The organism is Amycolatopsis thailandensis (genome assembly GCF_042723255.1).
Taxonomy (GTDB): domain Bacteria; phylum Actinomycetota; class Actinomycetes; order Mycobacteriales; family Pseudonocardiaceae; genus Amycolatopsis; species Amycolatopsis thailandensis.
Window position 1 is genome coordinate 1 of sequence record NZ_JBHXJK010000176.1, and the last position, 14,006, is coordinate 14,006.

At 68.9% G+C, this 14,006-nt stretch carries 8 protein-coding genes; 6 read left to right on the top strand and 2 right to left on the bottom strand.

Translation table 11 applies throughout. From position 1 onward, the window contains the following. Positions 1 to 202: 202 nt before the first annotated feature. On the bottom strand, positions 203 to 1,804 hold the full coding sequence (locus ACFWMR_RS38785; RefSeq protein WP_378382006.1) for a flavin monoamine oxidase family protein: 1,602 nt from the start codon (positions 1,802 to 1,804) through the stop codon (positions 203 to 205). Positions 1,805 to 2,127: 323 nt separating this feature from the next. Between ACFWMR_RS38785 and ACFWMR_RS38790 the strand changes: the two genes are divergently transcribed. After that, complete coding sequence (locus tag ACFWMR_RS38790; RefSeq protein WP_378382007.1) at positions 2,128 to 5,076, top strand: AfsR/SARP family transcriptional regulator; 2,949 nt, start codon at positions 2,128 to 2,130, stop codon at positions 5,074 to 5,076. A gap of 61 nt (positions 5,077 to 5,137) precedes the next feature. Here the strand turns inward: ACFWMR_RS38790 and ACFWMR_RS38795 are convergent, their stop codons facing one another. Beyond that, the gene (locus ACFWMR_RS38795; RefSeq protein WP_378382008.1) at positions 5,138 to 6,247 is read right to left on the bottom strand and encodes a hypothetical protein; all 1,110 of its coding nucleotides are present in this window, start codon (positions 6,245 to 6,247) and stop codon (positions 5,138 to 5,140) included. Positions 6,248 to 6,913: 666 nt separating this feature from the next. On the opposite strand from ACFWMR_RS38795, the gene ACFWMR_RS38800 reads away from it, so the two are divergent. The 5 genes from ACFWMR_RS38800 to ACFWMR_RS38820 all read left to right on the top strand — a co-directional run bounded on the left by ACFWMR_RS38800 (position 6,914) and on the right by ACFWMR_RS38820 (position 13,878). Beyond that, positions 6,914 to 8,656: a cation:proton antiporter gene (locus tag ACFWMR_RS38800; protein WP_378382009.1), complete on the top strand. Its 1,743-nt coding sequence runs from the start codon at positions 6,914 to 6,916 to the stop codon at positions 8,654 to 8,656. A gap of 51 nt (positions 8,657 to 8,707) precedes the next feature. Then, on the top strand, positions 8,708 to 9,532 hold the full coding sequence (locus ACFWMR_RS38805; RefSeq protein ID WP_378382012.1) for an SAM-dependent methyltransferase: 825 nt from the start codon (positions 8,708 to 8,710) through the stop codon (positions 9,530 to 9,532). A 40-nt stretch (positions 9,533 to 9,572) separates the two neighbouring features. After that, entirely contained in the window at positions 9,573 to 10,466 is an 894-nt protein-coding gene (locus tag ACFWMR_RS38810; RefSeq protein ID WP_378382010.1) for an EamA family transporter, read from the top strand. Between the two features lie 101 nt (positions 10,467 to 10,567). Then, the gene (locus ACFWMR_RS38815) at positions 10,568 to 11,809 is read left to right on the top strand and encodes an ATP-grasp domain-containing protein (RefSeq protein WP_093938423.1); all 1,242 of its coding nucleotides are present in this window, start codon (positions 10,568 to 10,570) and stop codon (positions 11,807 to 11,809) included. 35 nt (positions 11,810 to 11,844) lie between these two features. Next, on the top strand, positions 11,845 to 13,878 hold the full coding sequence (locus tag ACFWMR_RS38820; protein ID WP_378382011.1) for a hypothetical protein: 2,034 nt from the start codon (positions 11,845 to 11,847) through the stop codon (positions 13,876 to 13,878). Positions 13,879 to 14,006: the final 128 nt, after the last annotated feature.

Here is a 14,006-nt window from a genome sequence, read left to right on the forward strand (position 1 = left end):
CTTACGCAACCTTCAGTGTTGTGAAAGTGGCTTTCGCAACACTGGCGCCGGACGGTACCGGGGCGCACGGGGGCCGTTCGTGATCCGCCGGGTCGGCTTCTCCGGTCCCCGTTCCCAATGTCGCATTTGTGTCGCTGAGCGTCTCGAATGCGGCATTGGGAACATCGCCGCCTGGGGTTTCCGCGGCACCAAGATCAGGGCGTCAGTGGGCCAGGACGCGCTCGTGCAGGTGGCTGACCACCAGCCGCGCGGATTCGAACGAACCCGCTTGCCAGCCGGTCAGATGGCTGAGCCAATCACCGGAGAAGTACAGCCGGCCGGCGGGCTTGTTGAGCAGCCGGTACGCCGGGGTGCCGATCGGGGGAATGGCCCAAGCGCCTTCGATGTGCGGAATGAGATGCCAGGCCACCGAGAACGAGTTCGTCAGTTCGGTGCGGTGGTTCTCGCCGTGGATCTTGACGCCTTGCGCCACCGCCCGCCGCACCCGTTCGCCCGGGGTGAGATCCCCGTACTTCCTGGCGTCCTCGTCGTAGAAGTAGTTCAGCAGAAGTCCGCGTGAGCCGTGGAAACCGTACGACGGGTACCAGAGGTGCCCGATGTCCAGGTCGGTTTCGGTGATCCCGCCATAGATCCGGTGGTCGGTCTCCCACCACCGGCTTCGGTATTCGAGGCCGATCTTCGCGGCCGTGTCGACCTGCCACGCGCGCAGCGCGTTCTGCACGTCCGCGCCGAGATTGTGCGGGATCCTGGCCAGGACGTGCGGCGGGAGCGCCGCGATGCAGAAGTCGGCGGTGATCCGGCGCTGCTCGCCGCGCGAGTCGCGGTAGACGACGGTGACGTCGTCCGGCCCGTCGGTGATCCGGGTGACCACGTGGCCCAGCCGGATGCGGTCTCCGCCGATCGCGCGGGCCAGGGCCAGCGGGATCCGGTCCATGCCGCCGACCGGCTGGAACATCAGCATCGCCTGGTCGTAGTCGAATTCGAAGGAGAAGTACCGGCCGGCTCCGTCGGCGAACGTCTTGGCGAGCGAGGGGACCGGGCCGAGCGGCACACCCGCCTGATCGCCGGCGCCCGGGGCGACCGCGTAACCGCGACGCGGGGTACCGCTGTAGCGACGGTTTCCAGCCTTGCCGCCGAGCGCGCCCCAGTCCCGCAGGAAATCCAGCAGCCGTTCCTTGTCCGCCTTGGTGAGTTCGCCGTCCAGCGCGCGCCGGTCGGTGGCCTTGGCGAGCAGTTCGCTGACGTAGCCGTACACATCCGCCTTGGCCGTCCGGTACCGGACCGGTTCCCGCATGCCTGCCGCTTCGTTGTAGATGAACGCGTTGGCGTTGGTGTTGGTGAACACCTCGATCGGGACGCCCAGTTCGCGGCAGTAGTCGAGGGTGACCATCCATTGCGCGATCCGGCCGGGGCCGGTGTTCATGTAGACGTCGTCACTGAAGCGGGCCGTCTGCCGGTCGCCGCGCACATCGGTCTGCACCGTGCCTCCGCGGGCGGTGAAATTCCGCCCGCCGACTCTGTCCCTCGCCTCCAGAACAGTGCAGTCATAACCCGCCTTGCCCAACTCGTAAGCACTGGCCAAACCCGCTATTCCGGCGCCGAGGATCACCACTTTCGCCGTACCGCGGCCGGAAAGGGAGAAATCCGAACGCCGGGGCGGATGGAACGGTGAATCAGCCCGCGCGGCCGGTGCGAGACCCAAAGCTCCCATGGTCGCCAGCAAAGTGCCCGCACCACCGGCGACCCCCACCGCGGAAAGGAAATCCCGTCTTCGTAAACCTGGTCTCCAGTCGGAATCAGTCATCGAAAAAACCGCCCCTCCAGTCAGTGTTCTTCGAATATCGGAAAACCGACGGCCGCGATACGCGGCCCGATGAATCCGAGTCCGGTGCGATGAAGAGAAGTGCACCTGCGATCGACCGTACTCCGGATTTTTTCGCGTCACCAATACGGCGTTCCGGGAATGCCTTGGTGCGGCGAAATTCGCGGCGCCCGGGGTCGCCCGTATGAGTATCACCACGATCGGAGTCTGTTGGACATTCCCGGCCGACTGAGCGCTTGATTGAAAGTATTTGTGACGGAACGATTCCCGGCTTTACGATTCCTTGGGAGAGCTAGGGGTCAGGAGTGGATTTCCAGGTTCTGGGTTCGATCACGATACGGACGGGCGGGCGGACGTTCGCGGTCGGTGAGCCGCGCCAGCAGCACATTCTGGCGGTGCTGCTGCTCGAGGCCGGGCGGACGGTCGGGCACGACTCACTGGTGACCCGGGTCTGGGGCGAGTCGCCACCGAAACAGGTCCGCCGGTCCTTGCAGGCGCACATCACGCGCATCCGGCGGGTGCTGGAGCAGGCCGACCCGGGAAGCGCTTGGCTCGTGCGGGACGCCGGTGGCTACCGGCTGGACGTCCGCCCCGATCAGGTCGACGTGTTCCGGTTCCGGAACGCGGTGCGGGACGAGTCCGCCGACCGCGCGGCCCTGACCGAGGCACTCGGTCTGTGGCGCGGCGAGCCGCTGGCGGGGCTGTCCGGGGAGTGGGCCGAGCGCACCCGCCGCACGTTGAGCCAGGAACACGAGGCCGCCGTGGTGGCCTGGGCGGCGGCCGAGATCCGCGCGGGCCAGGCGGCCGCCACGGTCATCCGGCTGACCGAGCTGGTCGAGGAGCATCCACTGCACGAGGGCGCCGCGGTGGTGCTGATGCGCGCGCTGTACGCGGTGGGCCGGACGGCCGATTCCCTCGCCGTGCACGAACGGATCCGCCGGGCGCTGCGCGACGAGCTCGGCGTCGATCCCGGGCCGGAACTGGCCGCGGTGCACGAAGCCGTGCTGCGCCACGATCTGCCGCCGGGGGAGCAGACGGCGCCCGCGCAATTGCCCGCCGCCGTCACCGAGTTCACCGGCCGGGCGGGCGAGATCACCGAGCTGGACCGGCTGGCGGATCGGGTGGGGGACGAGCCGCTGATCATCTGCCTGACCGGTACGGCCGGGGCGGGCAAGACGGCGACGGTCGTGCATTGGGGGCATCGGGTGCGCGACCGGTTCCCGGACGGGCAGTTGTACCTGGATCTGCGCGGATACGCCCCGGAGGAGCCGGTGTCGCCCGGCGACGCGCTCGGAGCGTTCCTGACGGCGTTGATGCCGGGCGGCGCGGAGGTTCCGCTCGGGGTGACCGAACGTGCCGCGCGGTTCCGCACCGAACTCGACGGCAGGCGGATGCTCGTGGTGCTGGACAACGCGGTCTCCGTCGAACAGGTCCGCATGCTGTTGCCCGGCGCCGGTGGTTGCGCCGTCGTGGTGACCAGCCGTGACGCGCTCACCGGTCTCGTGGCGTTGCACGGCGCGCACCGCGTCACCGTGGACCAGCTTCCGCTCGCCGACGCGGTCACCCTGCTCGGGCGGCTGGTCGGACCGCGCGTGGACGCCGAGCCCGAGTCCGCCGCCGTGCTCGCCGAGCGGTGCGTCCGGCTGCCGCTGACCTTGCGCCTCGCGGCCGAACTCGCCGTGTCCCGGCCCGCGGTCCCGCTGTCCCGGCTGGCCGCCGAACTGCGCGCGGCCCAGCAGACCCTCGACGTGCTGAGCGGCGGAGACGACCAGCGCGCCGCCATCCGGGCGGTGTTCTCCTGGTCGTTGCGGCAGTTGAGCGACCAAGCCGTCGCCGCGTTCGCCGCGCTGGGGCGTCATCCCGCGCCGACCTTCGACGCCCATGTGCTGGCCGCGCTCGCCGGTCAACCGCTCGCGACCGCTCGAACCCTGCTGAACACCCTCGCCCGCGCGCACCTCGTGCAGCCCGCCGGTGTCGACCGGTACCTCATGCACGACCTGCTCAAGGCCTACGCGACGGAGGCGGGCAGCGTCGACGAGCGTTCCGCGCTCGACCGGGTCTACGCCTACTACCTCGCCGCCGTCGCCGCGGCGATGGACCGGCTCTATCCCGGCGAAGCCCACCGCAGACCACCGGTCGCCGCCGCGGCGAGCCCGGTGCCCGGGTTCCCCGGCGCCGACGACGCGCGGGACTGGCTGGACGCCGAACTCGCCACGATTTCGGCGCTGGCGGCGCACGCGGCGACCCACGGCCGTCCCGAGAGCTCGGTGGCGTTGTCCCGGTTGCTGTTCCGCTATCTGGACGGGCGCAACGAAACCGTCGCCATCTCCATCCACGGCCACGCGCGCACCGCCGCCCACGCCACCGGCGACCGCGCGGGCGAGGCCACCGCTCTCCACTCGCTCGGCGGCGTCCATCTCCAGGCGGGCCGGGCCGACGCGGCCGTGGCACATCTGAGCGCGGCGGCCACGCTGTTCAAGGAGATCGGCGACCTGTCGTCGCAGGGCCGGGCCGTGGCAGGCGTCGGCATGGTCGAAGAACGCGCCGGACGTTACCGGCCTGCCATCGACCACTACACCCGGGCGCTGGCCCTGTTCCGGCATGACACCGACCTGGTGGCGCAGGCCCACGTCCTGACCAGGCTGGGTACCGTCGAGGCACGCATCGGCCACGCCGCCGCGGTGACCAATCTGGATCACGCGATGGCGCTGCACCGGCAGGCGGGCCATCCCTTCGGGCAGGCGTGGGCCAAACTCGGGCTCGCCGAGGTCGCCCTCACCCGCGACCACCTCGGCGACGCCCTCACCCTGCACAACGAAGCCGTGGAACTGTTCCGCACCCTCGGCCACCTCGAGAGCGAAGCCTGGAGCATCGACGGCCTCGGCAGGACCCACACTCTCAGCGGTCACCCCGACCGCGCCGCCGAACACCACCGCCGCGCCCTGGACCTGTTCGTCGCGCGTGGCGACCGCGACGGCGAAACCTGGGCGCTCAACGGACTCGGTGAAGCGTGCCTCGCCGTCGGCGATCCCGCCTCCGCTCGCGCGAACCACACCACGGCACTGGACCTGGCCGTCCGGATCGGCGCGCGGGAACAGGCGGCCCGCGCCCACCACGGCCTCGCCAGGGTGGCCGTCGAAGCGGGCGACCTTCCCGCCGCGCACCGGCATTACGACCGCGCCACCGCCATCTACCGCGACCTCACTTTGCCCACCGCCGACGCGATCCGGAAGGAGCTGGCCGAGCTGGGCTGAGCGGAAGACGGCCCGGGCGAGGGGAGTGCCCGGACCGTCCGCGTTGCACGACCGTGTGAGGTCAGCCGTGCAGTGGTCCTCCGAACGCGAAGTAGTTCGTGAAGCCGCCGGCGAAGTTGGTCTGGATCCGGCTGTAGATCCGGTTGTCGGTGCCTCGCACGATGAACTGGTCGGCCACCGTCCGGATGGGGGTGGGTGTGCCACCACTGGCGGCGGGGTTGCCGAAAGCCGTGCCGCCGAGGTCGACGTATCCGCCGAACCGGGTCGACCCTGGTGGCCGCCGGTTCAGATAGATCCGGAGGTTGGTGCCCCGGACGTAGAGCTGGAGCCCGTTGTCCTTGGCGACGGAGGCGGCGATGTCGCTGGTGGCGACCCCGCCCAGGTTGACCCAGCCGGGGTTGTCGAAGTTCCAGGTGAAGACGGCGTTGCTGCCGTTCTGCCGGGTGAACACCTCGTTGCCCCGGAAGGTGAACATGGCGCCCTCGTTGACCAATGTCGGGTTTCCGGTCGTGAACAGGTCACCGAGCTGCGACCAGCCGGAGATCGCCCCGGTGGTGTTGTCGAGGACCGTGGAGAACAACCGGTTGACCACCCCGCGCACCACGAGCCGGATGCTGATGTCGAAGCCCGCCGGGCTCACGACCGCCGCCGAAAGTTCACTGGTGGCGAAGAGTCCGAGGTCGGTCCAGCCCTGCGGCGAGCCCTCGACGAGCAGGTTGGTGAAGATCCGGCCGGTGTCCAGGTCGCGGGCGAAGATCCGGATCATCGGCGGCCTGGCGCCACGCGGAGGGATCTTGACCGCGGTGACCTCGCTGGAGATCCGGAGCCCGGGAATGACCTGGAAATCGGTCGGGAAGTTGTACGAGACGACGAAGCTGGTGATCGCCTGGTTGGCGGTGTTCCGGGCGAAGATCTGCGCGCCTTCGGGCCCGGTCACACCGGTCGGGTCGCCGATGATCTGCTGGCCGAAGGAGCGGAAGTCGCCGTAACCGTTGGTGCTGGGCGTTCCCGGGCTGTACAGGATGGAGCCGTCCAGCCCGCGGGAGAGCATGAACAGCCCCGACGGGTCGATCACCGGGGTGCTGTTGAAGGTGACGTCCGGGCCCAGCGGCTCAGCGTCGGCCAGCGCCGTGCCCGGTGCCGAGAGCGCGACCAGTGCGGACAGGGCCACCCCCGCCAGTGCTCTGACCAGTACCCGGCACCGGCGCCGCGCCTGCTGCGTATCGCGATCATGTGTCCTCCGTAAGTGGTCGAGACCTTTCCGGAAGCTAGGTCCGCCCTCTTGCGGGAATGTTGTGGAATCGCAGTGGCGAATACAGGAAGGCCCCCTTCCTCGCGCCAGGCGTGAGAAAGGGGTTTTCCCGACCGCGGCAGCCGGCGCTCCAGCTCCCGCCCGGAGTCGGCGCGGAAACGGACGTCGCCGTCCCGGGTGACCTGCACGATCCCTCGCGATAGCCGAGATCGTTTGGCCACCCGGCCTTCCGGAGCCTGCGGCTTCGCTGCCTTGAGGGCAGGGTTCGGGCTGACCTGCGACCGGCCGCGACCCAAGTGTCCACATAAGACACTTAGCGGCAATTGAGCGTCCGAATCATGCCCGTATGGGCTGTTCTTCATGGGGTCGTGAGTGGTAAAGAGGGTTCTAACCCTCTTTACCACTCACGACCCCTTCGCGAAGTGCCCAAAACGGGCGTTCCGGCCGAAAGGGTGTCTCATGTGGACGGTCGAAGTCGCGATGCCTTATCAGGCAGAGCCGGCCGGATTCCGACTGTCCACAAGAGACAACTGTCCGGCTCGCCGGGTACCCCTCAGGATGCCGACTCGCCGATCCGGTGTTGTCATGTCACCTGTGGACCTGACCCTCGTCGTCGTGCTCGGCGTCATCAGCATCGTGTTCGTGGCCGCGTTCTCCGAGCGGCTCAACCTGGCCGCGCCGCTGAGCCTCGTACTGGTCGGCATCGGCCTGAGTTTCCTGCCGGGTGTCCCGCATCCGGAGGTCGAACCCGAACTGATCCTCGCCGGGGTGCTGCCGCCGCTGCTGTACTCGGCGGCGGTGAACATGCCGATGGTCGACTTCCGGCGGAACATCCGGCCGATCACCGGTCTCGCGGTCCTGCTCGTGGTGGGGTCGACGCTGGGCGCGGGCTGGCTGTTCCACTGGCTGGTGCCGGACATCGGCTGGCCCGCCGCGTTCGCGCTCGGGGCGGTCATCAGCCCCACCGACGCCGTCGCGGCGACGTCCGTGGGACGGCGGCTCGGCCTGCCGCCCCGGCTGCTGACCGTGCTCGAAGGAGAAGGACTCGTCAACGACGCCTCCGCGCTCGTGCTGCTGCGATCCGCCGTCGCCGCGGTCGCCGGATCCGTGTCCGTCTGGGGCATCGTCGGGGAGTTCGCCCTCGCGGTCGTGGTGGCGGTGGCGATCGGGATCCTGGTCGGCTACGTCAACGTGCGGGTGCGCGCGTTGCTGGGCAACGCGGTGCTCAACACCGCCATCTCCTTCGTGGTCCCGTTCATCGCCTACCTGCCCGCGGAGGAGGCCGGGGCTTCCGGTGTCCTCTCCGTCGTCGTCGCCGGCCTGGTGACCGGTCACCTCGCCCCGCGGTATCTGCGCGCGACGGACCGTCTCGCCGAGACCGTCAACTGGCGCACCGTGGCGTTCCTGCTGGAGAGCGGGATGTTCCTGCTCATGGGGCTCAGCGTCAAAACCCTCGTCGACGAGGTGCACAAGGACGGTTCGAGCGCCTGGCAGGCGCTCTACATCGGCCTGGCGGCTTCGGTGCTCGTCATCCTCGCGCGCATCGTCTTCGTCGGGCCGCTCGTCGCGGGCCTGTACCGCGAACAACGCAAAGCCGCGCGATTCAAGCCGCGCCTGGAAACGACGCGGGCGGTGCTGCGGGGCGACGAATCCGACCCCGCCGTCACCGAGCGGCTGGACAAGGCCTCGCCGCGGCGCGCGGCGTACTTCCGGAAACGGCTCGACCGCGCCGCCGCCGACGTCGAATTCCGGCTCACCGAGACCCTGGGCTGGCGTGGCGGCGTGGTGCTCGGCTGGGCCGGGATGCGCGGGGCGATCACCCTGGCGGCGGCCCAGACCCTTCCGCAGGACACGCCGGACCGCGGCCTGCTCGTCCTGATCGCCTACGTGGTGGCGACCACGACGCTGCTGGTCCAGGGCCTGACGCTCCCGGCGGTCATCCGCGCGGCACGCGTCCCCGAGGAGGATCCGGCCAAATTGCGCCACGAGTACGTCCGGCTCATGACCGAGCTGACCGACGCGGCCAGGAACCTGCTGGACGACCCGGCACTGGAAGACCCGGGCAACGGGCCGTTCGGCGAGCGGGTCCTGGACCGGGTGCGGTCCGACACCCGAATCCCGGCCGAAGGATCGGCGAAGCGCCCGGCGCCCGAACAAGCCGAAGGCGTGTTCCAGTACCTGCGGCTGAGGTTGCGCGTCCTCACCGAGCAGTCCGAGCGTCTCCAGCGGGCCAGGTCGAGCGGCCGCTACAGCTCGGAGGCCCTGAGCCGCGCGCAGACCTCCCTGGACGTCGAGATGGCGCGCCTCGAACAACTGGCGGACCGGTAATGTACGGATACCTGATTTGCCGCCTGCGAAGATCTTGGGGTCGAGATGAGCATGGACGAGGCCGCGCGCTTGAGCGCGGCGGTGGACAAGGTCTCGGTGGGCCGGGTGTACGACTACCTGCTCGGCGGGACGCACAACTACGCCGTCGACCAGGCGTTCGCCGAGAAACAGCTCGCCGTGCTGCCGGAGATCCGCGACTTCGCCAGGGCGAACCGGGCGTTCCTCGGGCGCGCGGTGCGGTTCATGGTCGATCAGGGGATCCGGCAGTTCGTGGACATCGGCTCCGGCCTGCCGACGCAGGGCAACGTGCATGAAGTGGCCGACGAGGTGGCCCCGGGCGAATCCCGGGTCGTCTACATCGACAACGAGCCGATCGCCCGCGCGCACGCGCAGATCCTGCTCGAACAGACCGCGGACCCGAACCGGCACGCCGCGCTGGACGCCGACTTCTTCGACCAGGGCCTGCTGTGGGAACGCGTGCTGGACACCGGCCTGATCGACCGGACCCAGCCCATCGGACTGCTGCTGGTGGCCCTGCTGCATTTCATGCCCGACGAGCAGAACCCGCACGCCACGCTCGGGTTCCACCGCGCGATGCTGCCGCCCGGGAGCTTCTTGGCGGTGTCGCACATCCACGTCGCGCCCGAGGACGTCGAGACCCAGAACGCGGGCAAGCAGGTGGCCGCGGAGTACGGGCGCCGGACCAACCACACCGCGATCATGCGGTCGCGCGAGCAGGTCGCCGAGTTCTTCGGTGACCTGGAGCTGGTCGACCCCGGTCTGGTGTGGCTGCCCCAATGGCGGCCCGGCGACGGGGATTTCGTCGACGAAGCCCCTCGTTCGCGCGGGCTGGCCGGAGTGGCGCGCACTCGCTAATCGGGTTTCCGCCCCGCGAGCGAGGCGGTATGAAGGAACGATGATCAGCGGGGGTAAGGCGCGCGTCGTGCCCGCGGATCGCACCGTGCTCCTGCTGCTCGCGCTCTACGTGTGCTGGGGTTCGGCGATCCCGGCGATGAAGCTGATGGTCGAAACGATTCCGCCGATCGGCGGAGCGGCGCTGGTCTTCCTGCTGTCCGGACTCGTGCTCGCCGGTGTCGCACGTGGCCGTCCGCGGCCCACGCGCAAGCAGGTCCGGACCCTGATGGCCGCCGGGGTGTTGTTGCTGGTGGGCGGCCAAGGGCTCGCCACCGTGGCGCTGACGGAGGTGACCGCCAGCCTCGGCGCGATCCTGGCCGCGGCCATTCCGCTGTGGGTGGTGCTTCTCGGCGGGTTCACCGGGGCCCGGGCGTCGGCCGCGTCGTGGATCCGCCTCGTGGCGGGGTTCGGCGGCATCGTGATCGTCGTCCTGACGGCGCCGGGAAGCGCCATCGGCGGCGCGCCCTGGGCGGTCGCGGCGTTCTGTGTGGCGCCGATCCTGTGGGCGGCGGGGAGTCTCCTGACGGCGAACGTCGACCGTCCACTGGATCGCGTTGTCGCCAGTGCGGTCCAGTTGCTCGCCGGTGGAACGGTGCTGGTGCTGGTCGCGCTGTCGCTCGGCCAGCTCGACCCGGCGCGGTGGGCGGACGTCGGCTGGACGTCGGCCGGAGCGGCGGTGTTCCTGCTCGTTTTCGATTCCCTTCTCGGGTTCATGCTCTACACCCGGCTGCTGGAGACCGCGCCGGCGCCGCTGGTCAGTACCTACGCCTACATCACACCGCTCGTCGGCGCCGCGATCGGCGCGACAGTGCTCGACGAGCCGCTGTGGGCCGGCGCCTTCGCTGGTGGGGCACTGGTGCTCGGTGCCGTCGCGCTCGAGCTGCGGGGGCGCTGAGTCCGGCGCGATCTGCGGGCCACCCCGATGTCGCTTAGCGTTGAAAGCAGCTTCCCTTCAACTGGTGAGGAGCTGACGACACCGACACGGAGGAACGGTCTATGACGCGGCTCGACGCGGCCACGAAGGATCCGAACAAAGGGTACGTAGCTCTTCTCGGGTGGAGCCTCAACGCTGTCGAGGCACTGGACCGGTTCGATCGGCGGTACGTCGTCGTCGCACCGGACTGGGCCGAGAAGTACTGCGTGGAACACGACATTCCTTATCTGCCATGGAATTTCGAGCGGCTCAACGACCGCTCGCTGGAGATCGCCGAGACGCTGCAACAGGAAGGCGTCGACGTCGCGATCCCGCTGTTCGAGGAAACCGTGGAGTGGGCCGGGGCGATCAACGCCGTCCTGCTGGACAATCCGCGCCTGTTCGGCCAGGCCATGCTGCTGCGGGACAAATCGCTGATGAAGCGCCGCGCGCAGCTCGGCGGGATCCGGGTCGGGATCTTCGAAGAGGCTCACGACCGGGACGATGTGATCCGCTTTCTCAAGCGTGTCAACCAAACCCTGCTCAAACTCGACGGGGACCCGAACGACCCGATCCATCTGAAGGCCTTCGACAAGGCGGGCTGCCTCGGGCACCGCGTCGTCCGCACGCCCGACGACGTCGACGCGATCCCCGAGGAGGAGTTCCCGGTACTGATGGAGTCGCATCTCGACGGCTGGGAGTTCGCCGTCGAAGCGTGGATCCACAAGGGAAAGATCAAGTTCCTGAACATCTCCGAGTACGTCACGCTGGGCTACTCGGTGTTCGTGCCCGCCACTCCGGAGCTGGAGCGGTACCGGCCGCAGATCACCGCGCAGATCGAAAAGCTGATCAAGACCTTCGACATCGAGTTCGGCTTCGTGCACCCTGAGTACTTCGTCACCAACGACGGCGAGATGTACTTCGGCGAGGTCGCCTACCGGCCACCGGGTTTCAAGGTGTTCGAGCTGCTGGAGCGCGCCTACGGGTTCAACGCCTACCAGGGATTGGCGCTGGCCTTCGATCCGAAGACGACCGAGGAGGAGATCGACGCGTTCTTCCCGAAGGAGGTCGAAGACGCCAGCGGGGTCGCGGGCTGTTTCGGGGTCTACCCGCGTCGCCGCGTGGTCAGCGAGCTGCGGATCCCGCCGGAAACCGAGGACCACGACTACTACGAGTCACACGATCTTTCGGCGCCGTTGGAGGAGACGGTCACCAAACGGACCGCGTTCGGTACACACTGGGGTCTGCTGTACTTCTTCGGCGATGACGCCTACGAGATGCGTGACCTGCTGAAGCAACAGGAAGAACTAGACTTCTACGTCTGAGGGGCAGCCCCGCGCGCAGGAGACCGACCCGAGGGATGCCTTTGAAACCGACCGTCGATGTTCATGGCGCGTCCGCCACGCTGGACAAACGCGTGGCCTCGCTCGACGACGCCATCAGGGCGATGGCCGAAACCCGAGACTTCGGCAAGCACACCAAGCTGCGGCGGATACTGGAAGCGTTGCGGCGGGTCCTGGTGCAGCCGGGCGGTGCCGCGGCGGTCCAGGCCAGGGCGCGGGTGCTGGAGGAGGCAGGCCTGTTCCTGGGGACGGACTGGGCCACCCCGGAGATCCTGATCCCGGCGCTGGTCGGGCCCGGCCTCCACGCCGGGGACGCGGACACCGTGGTGATGGAGGCGTGCAGCGAGCTGCGCACCCTCGCCGTCGCCCGCGGTGACTACGATCACCCGACACTGTCCGCGGAGGACGCCCGCGAGTTCCTGTCCCAGGTGCTCGCGCTGAACCTCGAACTGCTGTTCACCCCGCCCACCGAGGCGGAGCGCACCCGGCAGGGCCGGACGGCGCAGCTGATCAGGGACCTGTTCCGGCACGTGGCCGACGAGATCGGCTACGAGAGCGTGCTGGACAAACTGGTCGAGGAGATCTGGCGGATCCTGCGCCAGCGTCCGATCCAGGTCGACCAGGTGCAGTCGCTGATCACGCGGATCGCGGTCTACCGCGGCGATCCCGAGGTCGATCTCGGCAACGCCTCCGGGCAGGGCATCGACAGGCTGATCACCGCGCTCTTCGGCACCACGGAGGCCTGCAGGGAAGACCCCGGCACCGAGGTCTTCCGGTCCCGCCTGGAAGCGATGGACGACGGTGGCCTGCAATACGAGGCCACCGGGTTCGCCAGGGCCATGCACGACACCGGGCTAGTCTCGCCGTATCACGCCGAACTGCTGCGATTCCTGCGGCACAAGAGCGATTACCTGCTCGGAGAGGCACTCGGCCTGTCCGACACCGGCCGCAACTGCCTTCTGCGCCACCGTGACCTGATCCACAAGCTGATCGAGGTGGCGGTTCACACGCAGACCGCCCAGTGCATCTACGGGCTGGCGCTGCTGCTCGACCGCGGCATCCTCCACGCGCCGCCGATGGTGCCCGCGCTGTGGCGTCAGCTGGGACTGGAACTGTCCGAGAGCGCGCGCGAGCGGCTGACGGCGGTGTTCGGCGACGAGCCGGGACCCGAGGCGAGGCTGATCGCGGGCGTGCTGTCGATGCTGGGCCTGCCGCTGGGTGTGGGTCAGGGGGACAACCCGACCTGTCAGTCGGCCCGCGCGCTGTCGATGTGGGCCTACAACGACCCCGACTACCTGCTGCAGATCGTGGTCTGGGCGGCACGGGACGACGAGATCGTCATGCACTTCGAAGGCCAGCCGATCTCGTCGAACGACAGCGCGGGTGGGGTCGCCACCACCCCGCAGACCGATCTGGACCCGGTTTCGTTGCTCGTGGTGCCGCATCTGGACCGGATCTACGCCGAAATGGGGCGCCGCTGCATCGGCAGGCCCGGCGATCCGCACCGCTGGGTCAACCCCGAGTTCCACGGCTGGTGGGCCGCGCGCGGGTTCCGGATCAACGTCGACGTCGAGACCGGGAACCTGATCGACCTCGACAACTTCCTGCGGCAGTTCCACGTGAGCTACCACCCGGCCTACAACGGCGGGCAGCCGCTGATCCACCCGCAGCCCGCCGGTGTCGCCGTCACCGACAGCGCGGCCCGCTACGTCGGCTGGCACGCGATCACCATCCTGCGGGTCGCCGCCGACCCGCAGGACGTCACCCGGGTGTACTTCTACAACCCGAACAACGACAGCGGACAGGACTGGGGCGACGGCGTCGTGGTTTCGACCGCGGGCAACGGGGAGCGGTTCGGCGAGGCCTCGCTGCCGTTCGACCAGTTCGCGTCGCGGCTCTACATCTTCCACACCGACCCGCTCGAACACGGGGAGCCGGAGAAGGTGCCCGCCGAGGACGTCACCGGGATCATCGACTACATCGAACGCAGCTGGGGAGTGAACCGGTTGCCGGGCGGCACGCTCCAGGCGTCGAAGGCCCCGCAGCCCTAGCCCGCGTCTTCCGCCGGGTACGCGTGATCAGACCCGGATCTCGCGTGCTTGAAGGCGGAACTCGCGTGCTTGAAGACGGGTAACAACAATTACCTCTCCAAAAAAACGAGTTACGCCACAGTACACAC

Excerpts from the sequence above, each read along its gene's own strand:
- ACFWMR_RS38785 (WP_378382006.1), bottom strand. The coding sequence starts at position 1,804 with ATGACTGATTCCGACTGGAGACCAGGTTTACGAAGACGGGATTTCCTT.
- ACFWMR_RS38800 (WP_378382009.1), top strand. The coding sequence starts at position 6,914 with ATGTCACCTGTGGACCTGACCCTCGTCGTCGTGCTCGGCGTCATCAGC.
- ACFWMR_RS38805 (WP_378382012.1), top strand. The coding sequence starts at position 8,708 with ATGGACGAGGCCGCGCGCTTGAGCGCGGCGGTGGACAAGGTCTCGGTG.
- ACFWMR_RS38810 (WP_378382010.1), top strand. The coding sequence starts at position 9,573 with ATGATCAGCGGGGGTAAGGCGCGCGTCGTGCCCGCGGATCGCACCGTG.
- ACFWMR_RS38815 (WP_093938423.1), top strand. The coding sequence starts at position 10,568 with ATGACGCGGCTCGACGCGGCCACGAAGGATCCGAACAAAGGGTACGTA.
- ACFWMR_RS38820 (WP_378382011.1), top strand. The coding sequence starts at position 11,845 with ATGCCTTTGAAACCGACCGTCGATGTTCATGGCGCGTCCGCCACGCTG.